This is a genomic window from Rhizobium sp. SVR5-2C, assembly GCF_056755115.1.
Map to the genome: position 1 here is coordinate 40,014 of NZ_JBNDHT010000032.1, position 17,141 is coordinate 57,154.

Genomic DNA, 17,141 nt, shown 5'->3' on the forward strand with positions numbered 1-17,141 from the left:
AGCTGTCTGGGACGGACTGCCTGACCGAAATATTGAAAGGCACGTCCGCGTCGGCCCGCTGCCGTAAAATCAATTCCAGTCGATGCAGTAACCGAGGAAGCGCTTGGAATCGACCGGATCGAAGCCCAGTTTCTTGCGCAGCTTCTTGCGGAGCTTGGAGATGTGGCTTTCAACGACGTTCTCTTCGACTTCCTCGTCGAAGATGCCGTAGATGGCGTTGAAGATCTGGGTTTTCGTGACGCGGCGGCCGCGGTTGGCGATCAGGTACTCGAGAATACGGCGCTCGCGACGCGGAAGCGCAAAGACTTCGCCGTTGATTTCGGGATCGCGGCCGTCCGAGAAGACGCGGATCGCGCCGATGTCGGTGTGCGTCGAAATCGCCTTCAGGCGCCGCCGGATTGCAGCAGCCCGCGCGAGTATCTCGCGGGGATGAACCGGCTTGCGAACGACATCGTCGACACCGCAATCAAAAAGTGCAAGCGTGTTTTCGAGCGAAGGCTGATCGCTGACCGCGATCACCGGCGCCTGGGAGCGATCCCGGATGGCGCGCGGCAGCTCCAACGTCTGCCTGCCCTGACCAATCAGAAAAGCCTCGACAGCCGCAATATCGGATTCGGCCGCCGTCTGCACCCACTCTCCGAATTCCTTGGGATCAAAGCCGGTGGAGGGAATGCCCTCACGGCCAAACAGTGATGTGTACCCATCTTTCACGAGCTCACGCTCATCAACCACGACGATCATTCGTCCGCCTCCGAATCAGTGTGGCACCTCGATGCGCCTATGGGTACGAATCGCGCGATTCTGGGACAAGCTGCTGGAACTCAATGGCAGAAATTAATAGTTGATTAACAATTTGGCCGCGATTTGCTCTATATTTAGTATGTCTCATCGACTTTCGACACAAAAATCGCGTGGAAAGTTTAATGAACTGTAAATTAGGCCTTGCGAATCCAATTTTGGGCCAAAAGTTGCCACATTGCGGCACGATTCCGTTTTGTTCACATTTTTCAATTTTTGATTGTATCAGTTCTGGCAAAAAGTACTCGCATTGGGAGTCCACTTGCCGTAGCCGGTAGCGACCAGATTCGCGATAACACGACAGACATATTGCTTCTGGGCAGGGTTATTGTTCGGCCCAGCATGGTATCTGGCTACCGCCATGGTCCAGGTCTCATGGCGGTCGTGGAGATTGCGAAGGAACTTCGCCGCATATTCGACATTGCGATGCGGGTCGAACATGTCTTCCGCTGAACGGAAGTTCTCACCATGAAAGTAATGGTTGATTTGCATGCACCCGATATCGATCAGCTTGGCACCGCTATTGAGCGCCAAATAGAACTGTCTCAACGCGTCCTGCTCGGACGGAGGAAAGACTGCCTTGCCTTCTATGTTGAGCGCGAAAGGATAAAGCGAACCCTTGCGCCCGGTCTCCGTTAGCCCCACGGAATAGAGAATGCCTTCCGGTATGCCGTATCTCGCGGCAGCAGACTGGATCTCCTTCTCGCAGGCTCCGGTGGAGGCACTTGCGCTAGAGGTAAACGCTGCCAGGAGCACTACTGCCAGAGGCGCCAGAAGCAGTCTCAGCATCGGTCTCGCCTCCACCATTGAAGCCTCCGTTTCCGCTCTGCGGTTGGCTGTGTCGCTCGCGTGCTTCACCGCCCTGCCCCTGCTGCAGCGATTGCTGCTGCTGCGGAAACTGTCCCTGCGCATTTGGCTGGTTGCCGGCATCCGGCTGCGCCGCAGGGGTCATGCTGATCGTCACTTTGTCGACGGCATAACCCTGACTGCGCAGCGCTTCGATGATGTGGTCCTGATCTTCCTTGAGCTGACGGTATGCGGCGCCGGTCGCAACCTTCAGATCGACGTTCAGAGCGTCGCCGGAAAGCCGCATGGTTGCCGTGACGACCCCGAGATCGACCGGCGCCATCTGGATCTTCAGGGTATTGACCACCTTTCCGGTGGTCGTCCATTCGGCAGCATTCGAGAGCGCGGAACCGGGCTGCATCGCACGCGCCCATTCGCTGTCACCGCTGATCGCCGCTGTAAGGGACGCAGAATTCTGTGCGAGTCCGATAAAGCGGCGCGAATCGAGGACCGTGACGGTCTCGCCATCGCCCTTGACCTTGCCGCTGGCCGAGCTGTCCTGATCAACAGCGATACGCATGTCCATCGACTGGCCACGTCCGTCTGCGCGACTTAGCCGGAATTTCGTCTTTCCATCGGCGTCGGCAGCCCCGTCGGTGGCAGGCAGTTGCTCACCGCTCGTGTTGGCACCGATTGCCGCCAAGGCTGTCTGTGCAGCACCTGGCTCAGCCGTCTCCACCCCGCGTAAACGCGCAGTGGACGCGCCCCCCTTGCCGCCACTCGCCTTCTCGCCGGCAGTGTCGTTCTTTGCATTCATATGCACGAGGGGTATCGCCGTGGCGACGCGGGCATCCGGTGAATCGCTGTTCAGCAGGCCGAGCACATCAGAGGCTGAGTCTGTGCCAGAGAGGGAGCTTGGGTCCGGGTCGGCGTTTTTGTCTCCACGGGTCCCGCTCGTTTTCGCTGGCTTGGTTCCCTTCACCGGATGAGCCTCGGCCTTGTCGTCGCGGCTTATGCCGTTCTTCACGTCAAGCGTCTCTGCGGCCGTATCGCCGCCGTCCTCGATTTGACCCTTGCCGGATTTGCCAATCGTGATTGCTGCTTCCGGCGGCGTCAGCACCTGTTGCTTCAAGGACGCGTCGCGAAGATCAATCATGGGCTTCATCCGGGCGCCTTGGCGCACGCCATCTGCTGCATGTGCATCTTCACTACCTGGCGCATCCCCACGGTCGGTGCCGGCCTGGTTTACAGAATCATTGTTCTGAGAACTGCTTCCGGCCTTGGAGACCAGGTCGGAAAAGCCGCCCTTATCTTGATCGTTGCGCTTTGCAGCCGCACCATTGCCTCTGGCAGCCTGCGCTGCCTCGGCGGCGACGCCTCCTCCCGGAACGCTCATGTCCATCGTCAATTGCCTTCTTTGCTTAAAAGCCCGTCGATTTCATCGAGTTTCGCACGGCTCGTCGTCATGAAAGATGTGAATGCCGAGTCAGCATCCTGCTGACCCTCAGTGCTGCCGGATGCCGGGCCTGGCGCTGCCCCATCGTCAACGGGCTCGGAAGGTGCCGAAGACCCGGGCAGAGATCCATCGCTGGCCGATGCGGCAGCCTGTCCAGAAGTATTTTCTTCATTAGCAGGCTTAGATTTTGATGCTTGCGTCAGGCTTGCCACGTCCGGTTCTTGCAACACCTGCTCCGCAATTGATTGCGCCGCGGCTCGAAGCGCACGATCACGCGGGGAGAGTTCGCTGTCGGCAACGCTGCTGATGCTTTTGGCCGCGGCGTCGACATCGGCGGTGGAGACTGAGGCCATGTTTCCGTAAAAATCCGCAACCGGGCCGAGGGCATTATCCTCTGCACCGGCAAGCGACTGCGCATATGTCGCCGCTGTTTTCGCAAGCTCGGCCTTGCCCGCAATGCCGGCAGCGCGCGCGATACGAAGATAGACCTCGCGCCGCCTTGGCTCATCCATGAAGGACAGGATGGCGACGATATCTTCCGTCTTCACTTCGTTGTGTTCGATCACCAGCTTGACGAAGAGATCAGCGAATTGGCTTGCATAGGGCGAGTGAAGGAAGCGCCGCACATAGCGCTGCGAGTAGCCGAGCCCCCTGTCGACCAGGCCCGCTTGGACGCTGATCGCGACAGAACGGCGAAGCGCTGCTTCTTCGACGATCGTGCCTGGGACAACAAGACGTGCCTGATCGTAGAGCTTGAGCGCTTCGGTAGGGTTCTGCGCCACCATGACATTACCCGCGACCAGATCGAGGTAAGGACCGATCTTCTTGTCCTGATACTCGTTGGCGATATCGACCAGTGACTTCGCGACGAGCAGGCCCTTGCCGCTTAGATACTTGCGTAGAACATCGGTCACGCGATTGTCGAAATAGCCGTTCACATCGCGAGCGATCAGATACTCGAGCGTAGCCGGATTGCCGCCGCTCATGGCATAGATGAGTGCGGCATCGACATTGCGGGCGTCCTCGAAGACGGAAGGGTCCACGGACCGCAGGCGCTGATCTATCGTCCCCAGCATGAAGCGCTGCATCTCGCCGGCCGAGCTATCCCCGAGAGCAACCGAGTCCTGCACGAACTGGAGCGAACGCAGCATCTTGTACGGCGCCGCGTTTTCCTGATCTCCTCCGGCCGCGACGGCAGGCGAAGCGATCGCCAGTCCGACAGCCAGAAGAAGATGACGGTGCTGCAAGCGCGCCATGAGCTTATCCTTGATCCGCCTGAACCAGGATTTCAATGCGGCGGTTGGCAGCATTGAATGGGTCATCCGGCAGCTTCAGCTTGCGATCGGCAAAGCCGGAAACCTGGGAGATGCGTTTCTCATCCAGCCCGCCGCGGACGAGCATGTAGTAGGCTGCCTGGGCACGATCCGTCGAGAGGCGCCAGTTTGCGTTGTCGGTTCCCTTGTACTGGCGGCCATCCGTATGGCCGCGGATTACCACCGCTCCCTGACGATCCTTTAGAATTTCGCCAATCTTTTCCATTGCCAGCACCATTTCCTTGCGCGGAACGGCGGAGCCGACATTGAACATGGAGCTGTCGCTCTGGTCAGAGAGGCTTACGAGCAGCCCGCCTTCCGCCGGTGTGACGGTCAAGCCCTCCGCAAGCTTACCCGCGACCCCACCGATCTGCTTGGCGATTTCCTGCTGCAGTTCCTCGGCCTGCTTCTGTGCGTCGGCCGCCGTTTGCGCGGCAGATGTCTGTCCGCCAGTTGCGGCTGCACTCGGCTTGCCCGGGGATAGGGCGGCGCTTTCATTGGGCGCTTTGTCCTGTGGCAAATTGACAGGTTCTGCTGCCTGATCCGCGCTCGAGGCGACAGCCTCCGCCTTCGCTAGTTCCGTCGCATCGGGTTTTGGATTCGGGTCGGCTTGATCGGCTGCAGCCTGTGCGGTCTTTTCGGCTGGGGTCTGGGGGGCCTTGTCTGTCTGTGAAACCTCGACCTGCTTCGTCCAGAAATCCGGGTCGAACGGATCGCGATAAGCCTGCCCGCCATCGGCGCCGGTTGCAGGGCCGGAATCGCTCGCGCCACCCTCTCCCTTAACGCTGACATTTGCCTGCTGACCGACTTCCTGTGCAATCTCAGCCAGAACAGAGTAAGGATTTTCGAAGAAATTGGCTTCGGAGTAATTCGTCTTGTCGCCGGAGGACGAGGTCTGATCGTCACCATTGGCTGCAGACGCGCCCTTGGTGGGCTCATCCTCCTTTTCCTTTGATTTGTCCTGCTTCTCCTCGCCGTCGGCTTGGTCGACAGGCTTTTTCAAGCCTTTTTCGGTCGGCTTCTCATCCGCGAGCTTGATCGGATTGAAGTAGGTGGCCACCGACGCCTTCGTCTCCTCGTTCGCGGCGTTGACAAGCCACATGACGAGGAAGAACGCCATCATCGCGGTCATGAAATCGGCATAAGCGATTTTCCATGCTCCGCCATGCCCGCCCTCATGGTCGCCGCCACCATGCCGTTTGACGATGATGACTTCGTTCCTGCCGTGGTGATGATTTTCGCTTTCGCTCATTCAAGAACTTTCTTCAGGCTGGCAGACCAAGCGGAAATGCGCGTGACCAGGACGGAATCCTCGACCTCAACAGCGAGATCGACATCATCGGTCTCCTGATGGCGCAGCAGATTCTGTCTTTCGCCCATTTCGGCCTTGAGCAATTCAAAGAGCTGTGCCGGGCCTTTGACTGTCATCGAGCCTGGCGCGCCTTCCAAGATTGCCTCGTGCAATAACGTCGCAAGACTTGAGACGGCTTCGGCAGCAACCGCTTCCGTCAGCACCGGCGCTATCGCTTTCGCGGTCGCGGCGCTCACGAGATTGGCGACCTCCGCGGCAATTGCATCTAGCCGGCGTGCGATCACCCCCGCCATCTCTTCTGCATGCTTTGCCACCAGGTCGTCTTTCTCCCGCTGGTGGACAAGCGCGATTGCCTGGGCCTCGAGCTCGTATTTCTCGGTCAACTCGGCCGTAGCCGCCGCGTGGCCTTCGCTGTAGGCCTCGCGGCGCTCGGCCTCGACGTCGACCGCCGGCGGCATTTCCGATGTGTCCGGCAAGCCGCCGTAGCTATCGTCCGCAAAGCTGTTAAGGTCGATGACCGGCTCAGCGGGTTTCGTCTCTCCGAAGTCCTTCAAATACCGGGAAAGCATAGCGCTCATCAAAACCACCCGGCCTTTGCAATCAGTTTCGGCATGCGCGCGTCCCGCCTCAAACGAATCAAACCTACGCCAGCAGCGGCTTCGAAGGCCTTCGGCAGCCCTCGGCACGGCTCACAACGTCTCTGGTCGAAACTAGAAAGCCAAACTTGCGCGAGGATGAATGGCAGTCTCCCGCCTGCCATTCGCGAGGCGCAACTACTCAAGCAGGATGAGAATCTTGCTCGCGGAGGTGTTCATGATCGAGAGTGCTTCAGTCCCCATGTCCCGCGCCGTTTCGAACGCGGCCTGTCGGGCCGAAGCTTCATCCATATCGGTATCGACAAGAGCGCCAATGCCCGTCTTCAGGGATTTCGAAAGCGTCTCCACGTAGCTCTGCCGATCCTCGATGCGCGCGTTCATCGTGCCGAGCCCGGTGGCCGTGGTATTGAGGCTCGAGAGGACGTTATCCAACACGTTGAGCATGTCCTGCAGGTCTTGCGACGTCGAGTTGACCGAGATCGATATCTGGGTGCCAGTTGCGGGCGTGGTCGAACCAGCATCGAGCAGATAGTAGTTGCGGGCTGGCACGGCAGCTGGATCGGCACTTATCGATTTCGTCAGCAGGCCGCGGTTGGCGTCGGCCGTATCGATCATGATTGCGTCGGCAGCCGGGTAAGTAATGTTCTGCGGGTAGAATTCACCATTCGGGCCGCGCACGAATCCGCCGGTAACGGACCGCTGCGTCGGCGCGGTCGCGTCGCGGTTCAGCAGCCAGTTCTCGCCGTTGAAATTCACGGAATTTACGACGGTATTCAGCTGCGCTTTGTACTGATCCAGGGTGATGTTGAGCTTACCCCGGTCGTTGGCCGGGTCGGTCGCCGAAACAATCGTAGAGCGCATCTTCGAAACCACATCGATGAGAGAGGTCAGCGCGGTATACGTCGTGTCGACCTTGGCGCCGCCGACACCGAGGGCGTCGTCGATCGTCTTCATCGCGTTGTCGTCGGATCGCAGAGTCGTCGCAGCCGCCCAGGAGGTCGCATTATCCGCGGCCGTCTCAACACGCATCATCGACGATATCTGCCGCTGAATGGAGTCAGCCTCCTTGTTAACGCCGCGAAGAACGGTGAGCACGTTCAACGCGCCTACGTCTGTTATGGTGTAGGCCATCGATAAATCCTCGAAATGAAGGAAAAGGGACAGGCCGGTTTCCCGGCAGCGACCTAGCTGGCTTCATGCCTCCGGCTGGTCCCTCCAACCGGTGCGTCGCAATCAAATCAACTCTTCGCTGAAATTAACCTGACATTTACCTCGGCGGCAAGTGCCCGCGAACCGTCGACGCAAGCTTTAGGCAAGCTCTTGATTTCGCGAAAGAGAAGTCGCCGTGAGCGGGCAATTCCTGGTCGTAAATACGCAAGAGCCGCGCCCGGGAGGCGCGGCTCTGATTCTCCGTTCGCAGAGCCGGTGCGCTGCCGGCGTTGCTGTTTTTATTTGAAGAGCGACAGGATGTTCTGCGACGAGGAGTTGGCGATCGACAGCGACTGAACAGCGAGCTGCTGCTGCGTCTGCAGTGCCGTCAGCTTGCTGGATTCCGCTTCCATGTCGGCGTCTACGAGCTTGCCGACACCCTTGTCGATCGAGTCCATCAGCTTCGACACGAAATCGGTCTGCATGTCGATGCGCGAGTTCATCGAGCCGAGCGACGCTGCCGCGCTGGTCATCTGCTTGAGGGTGGTGTCGACGAACTGGATCATGAAGTCTAGGGCATCTTTCTCGTCGAAGCCTCCGCCCATATTGCCAGACACCGTCGTGAGGTCGGTGATATCGAGATCGGCCACCGAGAAGCCGGCATTGCTCGTTCCGCCGGTCGCCGCATTGCCGGTATCGACATAGTAGGGTGTGCCGGCACCGTCGTCATAGGAAACTTCCTGCCCTGCCGTCGGTTGAGTCGCTGTGAGCAATACCCACTTGTCCTGGCCGTTAAGCTGCAGGTACTGGGGCACACCGCCGGCATCGAGGGCAACCGTCTGACCGCTGGCGTTCGTCGAGAACGTCAGGGCGGGGCTAGCGTTTAGCAGAGTATTGGTCGAATAGGCCTTGACGATTTGAGTCGTTGCCACGCCGTTGACGTTGACGTTCACTGATACGCCATCAGTACCGCTGAACACGGCCTCGGTGTCGAGAATGCCCTTGCCGTAGCTGCCCACTGCTCCCGTGTCGAACAGGACCGTGGTGCTGTCGAGGATATAGTTGACCTTCGTAACTGCGACGTTGCCGGAGGCATCGCGCACGAAGGAGGCGACGACGTTCTTGGTCACTGAGCCGCCGCTGATGTCGGCCTGGAGCCAGTTTTCGCCGGAGAACGAGGCAGCGTCACTGATGCTCTTCAGCTGATCCTGAAGCTGCTTGATTTCGGTCTGGATCTTTCCCTTGTCAACGCCGTCTTCGGTGGCGGCGACCAGCTTGTTCTTGATCTCGGTGACCACGTCGATAGCGGCGTTCATGCCGGAATAGGCGGTATCAACTTTGGCGGAACCGAGGCCGAGAGCGTCGGAAACCGCGGAAAGCGCGCCATTGTCGGAGCGCATGGTCGTTGCGATCGACCAGTAGGCGGCATTGTCGGCAGCGTCGCTGACGCGCAGACCGGAGGAAACACGGTTCTGCGTATCCTCCAGGCTGGCGTTAACGCCGCGCAGCGTCTGGAGTGCGGCCATTGCGGACGTATTCGTCAAAATGCTCGTCATGGAAAGGGTGCCCCTGTTGGCTGCTTAAAAAAGGGACATTCCGGATTTCACCGGCAACGGTGCCAGCTTCATGCCTGTTAACCCGCGCTTAAAGTCGGTTAACTCACCGTTTCTATGCAGCCAAGAAACAGCAATATGGTTAACGCAGGGTTAACGCCGAATAGCGAAAATGACGCCGGCCGGAGAAAAGCCGGCCAGCGCCTGTTTTCGTCAGCCAATCCGACGAGCCTGACGCTCTTAACGGAAGAGCGACAGGATGTTCTGCGACGAGGAGTTGGCGATCGACAGCGACTGGACAGCCAGCTGCTGCTGCGTCTGCAGCGCCGACAGCTTGCTGGATTCCTCTTCCATGTCGGCGTCTACGAGCTTGCCGACGCCGGAGTCGATGGAGTCCATGAGCTTCGAGACGAAGTCGGTCTGCATGTCGATGCGCGAGTTCATCGAGCCGAGCGACGCGGCCGCACTGGTCATCTGCTTGAGCATGGAGTCGACGTGCTGGATCATGAAGTCCAGGGCATCCGAGTTGCTGAAGCTGCCGCCCATATTGCCTTGTACCGTGGCGAGGTCGGTGATGTCGAGATCGTATACCGAGAAGCCGGCCTGTGCGGCCGTTACGCCGGTCGCCACTTTGCTGGTATCGACATAGTAGGAGGTACCGGCACCGTCGTCATAAGCAACGTCCTGCCCTGCCGTCGGCTGAGTCGCGGTCAGCTCTACCCACTTGTCCTGGCCGTTAAGCTGCAGATACTGAGGCACACCGCCGGCATCGAGGGCAACCGTCTGACCGCTTGCGTTCGTTTGGAACGTCAGGGCGGGGGTCGCGTTCAGCAGAGTGTCGGTCGAATAGGCCTTGATCGCTTGAGTCGTTGCCACGCCATTGATGTTGACGGTTACGGATACACCATCCGTACCGGTGAACAGGGCCTCGTTGTCGAGAATGCCCTTGCCATAGCCGCCTGTCGCGCCGGTGTCGAACAGGATCGTGGTGCTGTCGAGGGTATAGTCGACCTTCTTGACCGAGACGTTGCCGGAGGCATCGCGTACGAAGGAAGCGACGACGTTCTTCGTCACCGCGCCGCCGCTGATATCGGCTTCGAGCCAGTTTTCGCCGGAGAACGAGGCAGCATCGCCGATGCTCTTCAACTGATCCTGCAGCTGCTTGATTTCGCCCTGGACCTTCGCCTTGTCGACGCCGTCTTCGGTGGCTGCGACCAGCTTCTGCTTGATCTGGGTGACGACGTCGATGGCGGCGTTCATGCCGGAATAAGCGGTATCGACCTTGGCGGAACCGAGGCCGAGAGCGTCAGAAACGGCGGAAAGCGCGCTGTTGTCGGAGCGCATGGTCGTTGCGATCGACCAGTAGGCGGCGTTGTCGGCAGCGGAACCGACGCGCAGACCGGACGAAACGTGAGCCTGCGTATTCGAAAGGCTCTTATTGATGCCCTGCAACGTCTGCAGAGCGGCCATGGCCGCGCCATTGGTGAGAATGCTCGTCATGATACTAGTGTCCCTTATTGAAAAGGAATGGGAGGGGACATTCCGGACCTTTACCGGGAACGGCTATCAGCATCATGCCTGCTAACCGGTTAGTTAGGTTAACCGCCGTTTCGATGGTCCTAGAAGACACCAATATGGTTAAGGAACACTGAACGCTGGATTGAAAAAGTGTAAACAAAACCGTAACTTACACGGCCAACATTAACCTACTCTTAAACAATTCGCGGCCGGGAACGACCCGGCCGCGAGTTCATTCGAAATCCTGCGTCGCTCTTAGCGGAAGAGCGACAGGATGTTCTGCGACGAGGAGTTGGCGATCGACAGCGACTGGATGGCGAGCTGCTGCTGCGTCTGTAGGGCTGTCAGCTTGCTGGATTCCTCTTCCATGTTGGCGTCTACGAGCTTGCCAACGCCGGAGTCGATCGAGTCCATGAGCTTCGAGACGAAGTCGGTCTGCGTGTCGATGCGCGAGTTCAGCGAACCGAGCGACGCTGCCGCACTGGTCATCTGCTTGAGAGCCGAGTCGACAGACTGGATCATAAAGTCCAGAGCATCCGACGCGGTAAAGCTGCCGCCCATATTGGTTGCCACAGTCTGGAGATCGGTGATGTCAAGATTTGACACCGAGAAGCCGGCCGCCTGGTTCGTTACTGCGGTCGCCGCATTGCCGGTATCGATATAGTAGGACGTGCCGGCACCGTCGTCATAGGCCACTTCCTGCCCTGCCGTCGGCTGAGCCGCAGTCAGCTGTACCCACTTGTCCTGACCGCTGAGCTGCAGATACTGAGGCGTACCGCCCGCATCGAGGGCCACCGTCTGACCGCTGGCGTTCGTCGAGAACGTCAGACTGGGGGTCGCATTCAGCAGATTGTCGGTCGAGTAGCCCTTGACCGTCTGGGTCGACGCAACACCATTGATGTTGACGGAGACCGTTACACCGTCGGTGCCGGTGAACCGGACGTTATTGTCGAGAAGGCCGTTGCCGTAGCCGCCGGTTGCGCCGGTGTCGAACAGAACCGAGGTGCTGTCGAGGGCATAGTCGACCTTCTTGACCGAGACGTTGCCCGAGCCATCGCGCACGAAGGAGGCGACGACGTTCTTCGTCACTGAGCCGCCGCTGATGTCGGCCTGGAGCCAGTTTTCGCCGGAGAACGAGGCAGCATCGCCGATGCTCTTCAGCTGGTCCTGCAACTGCTTGATTTCGCCCTGGACCTTCGCCTTATCGACGCCGTCTTCGGTAGCGGCGACCAGCTTCTGCTTGATCTGGGTGACGACGTCGATGGCGGCGTTCATGCCGGAATAGGCGGTATCAACCTTGGCGGAACCCAGGCCGAGCGCGTCGGAAACGGCGGAAAGCGCGCTGTTGTCGGAGCGCATGGTCGTTGCGATCGACCAGTAGGCGGCGTTGTCGGAAGCGGAACCGACGCGCAGACCGGACGAAACGTGAGCCTGCGTATTCGAAAGGCTCTTGTTGATTCCCTGCAACGTCTGCAGAGCGGCCATTGCGGACGTGTTCGTTACAATACTTGTCATAGTTGTCCCCTGAAACTCGGTACAAAAAAGGAGGACATACCGGACTTTTAATACCGGTAATGACGGACCAGCCTCATGCCACTCGGTTCATCAATCTTAAAACCAAACCCGTCATGTCAGGCCAATCTCGTCGCTATTGCTTGCTAATTCCTTAAGCCCAGAAAAGGCTGAACCGCCCCGCCATTATATGGTTAAGCCGAAGTTAGGTCGTGCGCAAAAAGTGTGCCACGGGAGTGACAGTTCGCCTGGCCGCATCCACCTGTTTCGAGCAAGATTCAACTGTTACTGCGGCAAACTGCCAGCCAGCACAGGGTCGAACGACCGACATGGCTTCCGAGCTTTGAGGGAGTAGCAAGAATTGAAAGCAGCCGTAACCTTCTCAGCCGCGTCGCAGGCGCTTCAAAAGGGACAGTACACGAAGTCCCTCGAGATGCTTAACCAACTCATCGACGTCCAGAAAGATGCGAAAACATACGCGCTTCTTGCCAAAACGCTCGAGACGCTCGGAATGAAGGCTGACGCCGCCAGGGCATACATACTCGCGTCGGAACAACCTACTCAAAACGTGTCAGAATATCAGAAGCAGGCACTGCGGATCTACTTCGAACTGCAGGATGACGAGCAGGTGCTTCTCATCGGCATGAAGCTTTTCATTAAGCATCCCAACGAAGCCGAAATTGCATACGCCCTGGCTTCGATTTTTCTGAAACAGGGCAAGGACGACCTGCTTCCCCCCTTCCGCAAGCCGCTGACCGACAGCTCGGATCCAAAGCATCTGCATCTGGCCACGCGGCTATTGACCAACGATCTGGGGGACGAGGCGAACCTGCATCTTGCTCGCAAGATCCTCAGCAAATACGCGAGCGATGCGACATTCCGCTTCATCTATCTCATCTTCTGCCGTGAATTTTGCGAATACGATGCGGTCGAGAAGCATCAACGCGATCTGGATGCGATCATTGCTTCGGGCAATCACGAGATCTTCCGCAAGGACAATGCGTTCTATAACTTCACCTGGTGCGGGGATGAAAGCATCAATCGCTTGGCGGAAGCCACCACCCCCACGATGCCGGCGAACATCACGCAAGAGCGGCGTCAGGTGCCCCATGTCTGGGGTGAAAAAATCCGGATCGGTTATCTTTCCGCGGATTTTTTCGCCGACCATGCGACCATGAAGCTGCTGCGGCGCGTCCTCGAGGTCCATGACAGGGATCGTTTTGACGTAACGCTGTTCTGCCATACGCCGCTGCAGTTCATTACGGAAGACGACACTCTGCGCTCCCAGTGGGGGAAAGTCGTACGTATTCACGATCTCAGCGACCAGGCTGCCGCTCAACTGATTCGTGAGCATAACATTGACGTTCTCGTCGATCTGAAAGGCCACACGCACTTCACCAGGGCTGCTATCCTCAATCATAGGACGGCCCCGGTACATGTATCCTGGCTTGGCTATCCCGGCAGCACCATCCACGTCGACCTCGACTATGTCATCGGCGACCCCTATGTCCTGCCAGAGGTATGCAAGCCCCACTATGACCAGAAGCTAGCCCGGCTTCCGGAGAGCTACCAGCCCAACGACGCTGTGCATCGGCCGCTTCCCGAACCTGTCACGCGTGCTGAACTGGGGCTTCCGGACGATGCCTTCGTCTTTGCTTCCTTCAACGCCAACCGCAAGATATCGCTGAAGACGATCGAGCTGTGGACCCGGATCCTGAAGCGGACGAAAAACAGCGTGATTTGGATCATGACGCAACATCCGCGCACAGAAGCCAATATCATCAAAAAATTTCAGCAGGGCGGCATCTCCCCGAAGCGAATCTTCTTTGCTCCGAAGCTGAAGTTCGAGCTCCACCTCAATCGCCTGCCGGCGGCCGACCTTGCGCTCGATACCTTTCCCTGCAACGGCCACACCACGACCTCGGAGCAGCTCTGGAGCGGATTGCCGGTGCTGACGGTCAAGGGAACGCATTTTGCCTCCCGCGTGAGCGAGAGCTTGCTGAATGCAATCGGGCTGCCGGAGCTGGTGGCGCAGGACGTCGACGAGTACGAGGAAATGGCGGTGGCGCTGGCGGAAGATCACGGACGCGTCGCGGCATACAAAGAACGGCTGATCGCCAACCGGTTTGTCAAGCCATTGTTTGACGCAGAACGTCTCTGCCGTCATCTGGAAAAGGCCTATGAAATGATGGTTGAGCGCGCCAGGGCAGGATTGGAGCCGGATCACATCGACGTGCCGGCGCTGCCCGCGCGCGCAGCCCCCTTCTTGGATAGGGCCGAGTAACAGGCCGCACGAGGTGAACGAAACCGCCGGTCACGCGCCCGGCGGTTTTCATTTGCGGTCACTCTGGTCGATCGGGTGTGCGAATTAGTGGAAGGACCGCACGAGGCTGCCGACCAGCAGATTCCAGCCGTCAATCAGCACGAAGAACAGAATCTTGAAGGGAAGCGAGATCGACGTCGGTGGCAGCATCATCATACCCATCGCCATGGTGATCGTCGCAACGATCAGGTCGATGACGAGGAACGGCAGAACGATCAGGAAGCCGATCTCAAACCCACGCCGGATTTCCGAAATCATGAATGCCGGAATGAGAACGCGGTAGTCGATCTGGGCACCCGTTTGGACCGTCTGGCCACGCTCACGGGCGAGGTCGACGAAGAGCGCCAGATCCTTGTCGCGCGTGTTGGCGGCCATGAACGTTCGGAAAGGCTCGGCGATGCGCTGCACCGCCTCCTGCTCGTTGATCTGACTGGCCAGCAGCGGCTGCACGCCGTTCTGCCAGGCTTGATCGAAAGTCGGCGACATGACGTAGAAGGTCATGAAGAGCGCCAGCGAGAGCAGGATCATGTTGGAAGGCGTTGAAGAAAGCCCCATGCCGCTGCGCAGGATGGAAAAGGCGATGACGAAGCGCGGAAAGCTCGTCACCATGATCAGGATGCCGGGAGCAATCGAAAGGACGGTCAAAAGACCGAAGGTACGGATAATCCAGGCCGCGACGGAGCCATCGACCGGGATATTCAAAAGATTGCCTGGTAGCTGCTGGGCAAACGCCAGTTCCGGCACCGCCATCATGGCGGCAAATAAAGCTATGAATCGAATCATTCGATGACAAAGGTCCTGAACATGACCTTCGATACGCGCCCTTTGGAGCGCAGGTCAACACGTTCCTGGATGTCATCCCTGAGATATTGAAAGCCGCGCGGCCCTTCGATCTGCTGAAGGGAAACGGTCCGGATGTAGGCCATGATATCCTGGTGGATATCCTCGGCCATCTTCACGTCCGGAGGGCCATCGAAAAGTAGCGCCACCTCGAGCCGTACCCAATTTTCCGAGGGATAGGCAAGGTTAGAGGTGATCGGCTCAAGCTGAACGATGTTGTTTGCTTCGGTGGAGATGTGAGGAAGCCCGGCTTCTGCTTCCTTGCCTTCCCCGGCGCCAGCCGGGACCGTTTCGGTCGCGGCCGCTTGCTCGGCGCTCTTGACGTTCGGGGCGATCATCGTGCCAAGGAACCAGCCCCCGCCGCCGCCGAGCACGGTCAGCGCGAGCAGGCCGATCGCCATGATCAGCATCGCAGGCCTCTTTTTGGGACTGCCTTCGTTTTCCACTGCGTCTGCCATAGCTGTGAGGCCCTAGAGCGGCGAGAAAAGATCGACGGCCTGCTGGCCGCTTGGTGGCTGCTGCACTTCCATCAGACGGCCACGGCCGCCGTAGGAGATGCGCGCTTCGGCGATCTTGTCGTAGGAGATCTGGTTGTCGGAGTTGACATCCTGCGGGCGCACGATACCGGCGACGTTGAGGATGCGCAGTTCCTGGTTCAGACGAACCTCCTGCGAGCCGCTGATCACGAGGTTGCCGTTTTCCAGAATGCCGGTGACGACGGCGGCGACGAGAAGCGTTAGCTTGTCCGTGCGTTCGATCTTGCCCTTGCCATCCGTGCTGGTGTCGGACCCATAGGTGACATCGGTCTTCGATTGCGGCGTCCAGCCGAAGATCTGCGCGTTGACGTCCCAGTTCAGCCCGCTCGAATTCTGCCGGCTACGACTGGTTTCGTTGTCGAACGATGCCTTGTCGTTGATCTGGATATCGACCGTCAGGATATCGCCGACGTTAAGCGCGCGCGCGTCCTTGAAAAGGGCTGACTGCGAGTCGTTCCACAGGGAATACCCCTGCGCCACCTGGTGCGGATTCTTCGGATAAAGCGACATCTGCGGTGTCTGGCCATAGGCCAGGCCGCTGCCGATCGGGCTCATGGCAGGCGCCCGGCCGATCTCCCTCACAGCCTGCGGCGATTGGCAGCCTGCGAGAAGAGCAACAGCGGCAATGGCAGCCGGGAAACGTTTGTTCATGAGGGATCCTTCGACGTATTGGGATCGGACGCACTTGCGATGATATTGGCGAGGACCGCCGCCTTTTGCGGATCCATCTCGTTCAGGATCAGGCTCGACTGACGTGAACTGAGCCGCATGATCACCGCGGCCGCGACCTCGGTCTTCACTTCCTGGAGCTGCAGCGCCGCGGCATCCGGCTTCATGTTCTTATAGATGTCGGTAAGGCCTGCCTGAGCCTGTTTGAGAAAGTCATTGCGACGCTTCAGCCAATCCTGATATTCGGCCGTGCGCTTGCCCATCTCTGCCATGCGGGAGTCGATATCCGCCTGCAGCTTTTCGAGTTCCTGTTTCTGCAGCAAATAGCGTTGGTCACGTGCCGGATCGGCAATATTGGTGCAGAACTGTTTGATTTCCTCTTCCGACGTGAGGTTGCCGGTGGGGCTTGCCGCCTCCTGGGCAAAAGCGCCCGGGATGGACAGAAGGACAACTGCGGCAGCCGGCAGCGCGAGGCTCCGCAACAGCCCAGAGATATTCAGGCCGAATTTCGAAACGATCATTGCAGTACGAGCTCCGCCTGCAGCGCACCTGCAGATTTGATACCCTGCAGGATTGCGATGATACCATCCGGTTTGACGCCAATGTTATTGAGACCTGCGACAAGGGTTCGAAGGTCTGGTCCGTTGATGACTGCGAGGGCCCCGCCGGTTTTCTGCGTAGAGATATAGGTCTGCGGCTGAACGGCGGTGACCCCGCGTGAGAACGGTTCAGGCTGGATAACCTGCGGCGTCTCAGTGACCTGCACAGTCAGCGTTCCGT

The 17,141-nt window shown here is 58.8% G+C and carries 16 protein-coding genes; 1 reads left to right on the forward strand and 15 read right to left on the reverse strand.

The annotated features are described in order from the left end of the window. Nucleotides 1-69: 69 nt before the first annotated feature. From rem to ACPYOI_RS11995, 10 genes are all read right to left on the reverse strand, one after another. Entirely contained in the window at nucleotides 70-741 is a 672-nt protein-coding gene (gene rem / locus ACPYOI_RS11950) for a transcriptional activator Rem (protein ID WP_481415087.1), read from the reverse strand. A 282-nt stretch (nucleotides 742-1,023) separates the two neighbouring features. Next, nucleotides 1,024-1,587 (reverse strand): transglycosylase SLT domain-containing protein, encoded by a 564-nt coding sequence (locus ACPYOI_RS11955; protein WP_481415088.1) that lies wholly within the window; start codon nucleotides 1,585-1,587, stop codon nucleotides 1,024-1,026. Further along, nucleotides 1,529-2,986 carry a flagellar hook-length control protein FliK gene (fliK, locus tag ACPYOI_RS11960; RefSeq protein WP_481415089.1) on the reverse strand — a complete coding sequence of 486 codons (1,458 nt, stop codon included), beginning with the start codon at nucleotides 2,984-2,986 and terminating at the stop codon, nucleotides 1,529-1,531. Before fliK ends, ACPYOI_RS11955 begins: the two co-directional genes overlap by 59 nt. Nucleotides 2,987-2,988: 2 nt before the next feature. After that, nucleotides 2,989-4,296, reverse strand: a complete 1,308-nt coding sequence (motC, locus tag ACPYOI_RS11965) for a chemotaxis protein MotC (RefSeq protein ID WP_481415090.1) — start codon at nucleotides 4,294-4,296, stop codon at nucleotides 2,989-2,991. A 4-nt stretch (nucleotides 4,297-4,300) separates the two neighbouring features. Continuing rightward, nucleotides 4,301-5,605: a MotB family protein gene (locus ACPYOI_RS11970; RefSeq protein WP_481415091.1), complete on the reverse strand. Its 1,305-nt coding sequence runs from the start codon at nucleotides 5,603-5,605 to the stop codon at nucleotides 4,301-4,303. Then, on the reverse strand, nucleotides 5,602-6,243 hold the full coding sequence (locus ACPYOI_RS11975) for a hypothetical protein (protein WP_481415092.1): 642 nt from the start codon (nucleotides 6,241-6,243) through the stop codon (nucleotides 5,602-5,604). The genes ACPYOI_RS11970 and ACPYOI_RS11975 overlap by 4 nt, the downstream gene beginning before the upstream one ends. A 195-nt stretch (nucleotides 6,244-6,438) precedes the next feature. Further along, nucleotides 6,439-7,392, reverse strand: coding sequence for a flagellin N-terminal helical domain-containing protein (locus ACPYOI_RS11980; RefSeq protein WP_481415093.1), 954 nt, complete (start codon nucleotides 7,390-7,392; stop codon nucleotides 6,439-6,441). Nucleotides 7,393-7,709: 317 nt separating this feature from the next. Beyond that, a complete protein-coding gene (locus tag ACPYOI_RS11985; protein WP_481415094.1) occupies nucleotides 7,710-8,966 on the reverse strand; it encodes a flagellin N-terminal helical domain-containing protein in 1,257 nt (418 codons plus the stop codon). Between the two features lie 237 nt (nucleotides 8,967-9,203). Further along, the gene (locus ACPYOI_RS11990; protein WP_481422895.1) at nucleotides 9,204-10,463 is read right to left on the reverse strand and encodes a flagellin N-terminal helical domain-containing protein; all 1,260 of its coding nucleotides are present in this window, start codon (nucleotides 10,461-10,463) and stop codon (nucleotides 9,204-9,206) included. Between the two features lie 273 nt (nucleotides 10,464-10,736). Next, the gene (locus tag ACPYOI_RS11995) at nucleotides 10,737-11,996 is read right to left on the reverse strand and encodes a flagellin N-terminal helical domain-containing protein (protein WP_481415096.1); all 1,260 of its coding nucleotides are present in this window, start codon (nucleotides 11,994-11,996) and stop codon (nucleotides 10,737-10,739) included. A 508-nt stretch (nucleotides 11,997-12,504) separates the two neighbouring features. Between ACPYOI_RS11995 and ACPYOI_RS12000 the strand changes: the two genes are divergently transcribed. Continuing rightward, nucleotides 12,505-14,277 carry an O-linked N-acetylglucosamine transferase, SPINDLY family protein gene (locus ACPYOI_RS12000; protein ID WP_481422896.1) on the forward strand — a complete coding sequence of 591 codons (1,773 nt, stop codon included), beginning with the start codon at nucleotides 12,505-12,507 and terminating at the stop codon, nucleotides 14,275-14,277. A gap of 84 nt (nucleotides 14,278-14,361) precedes the next feature. On the opposite strand, the gene fliP is transcribed toward ACPYOI_RS12000, so the two are convergent. The 5 genes from fliP to ACPYOI_RS12025 form a co-directional block, all read right to left on the reverse strand. Next, nucleotides 14,362-15,099: a flagellar type III secretion system pore protein FliP gene (gene fliP, locus ACPYOI_RS12005; protein WP_481415098.1), complete on the reverse strand. Its 738-nt coding sequence runs from the start codon at nucleotides 15,097-15,099 to the stop codon at nucleotides 14,362-14,364. Then, a complete protein-coding gene (locus tag ACPYOI_RS12010; RefSeq protein WP_481415099.1) occupies nucleotides 15,096-15,614 on the reverse strand; it encodes a flagellar basal body-associated FliL family protein in 519 nt (172 codons plus the stop codon). Before ACPYOI_RS12010 ends, fliP begins: the two co-directional genes overlap by 4 nt. A gap of 12 nt (nucleotides 15,615-15,626) precedes the next feature. Further along, nucleotides 15,627-16,343, reverse strand: a complete 717-nt coding sequence (flgH, locus tag ACPYOI_RS12015) for a flagellar basal body L-ring protein FlgH (RefSeq protein ID WP_481415100.1) — start codon at nucleotides 16,341-16,343, stop codon at nucleotides 15,627-15,629. After that, nucleotides 16,340-16,882, reverse strand: coding sequence for a MotE family protein (locus ACPYOI_RS12020; protein WP_481415101.1), 543 nt, complete (start codon nucleotides 16,880-16,882; stop codon nucleotides 16,340-16,342). The genes flgH and ACPYOI_RS12020 overlap by 4 nt, the downstream gene beginning before the upstream one ends. Next, nucleotides 16,879-17,141: flagellar basal body P-ring protein FlgI (locus tag ACPYOI_RS12025; protein ID WP_481422897.1), on the reverse strand; the 263-nt coding region annotated here is incomplete at its 5' end. The genes ACPYOI_RS12020 and ACPYOI_RS12025, both read right to left, overlap by 4 nt.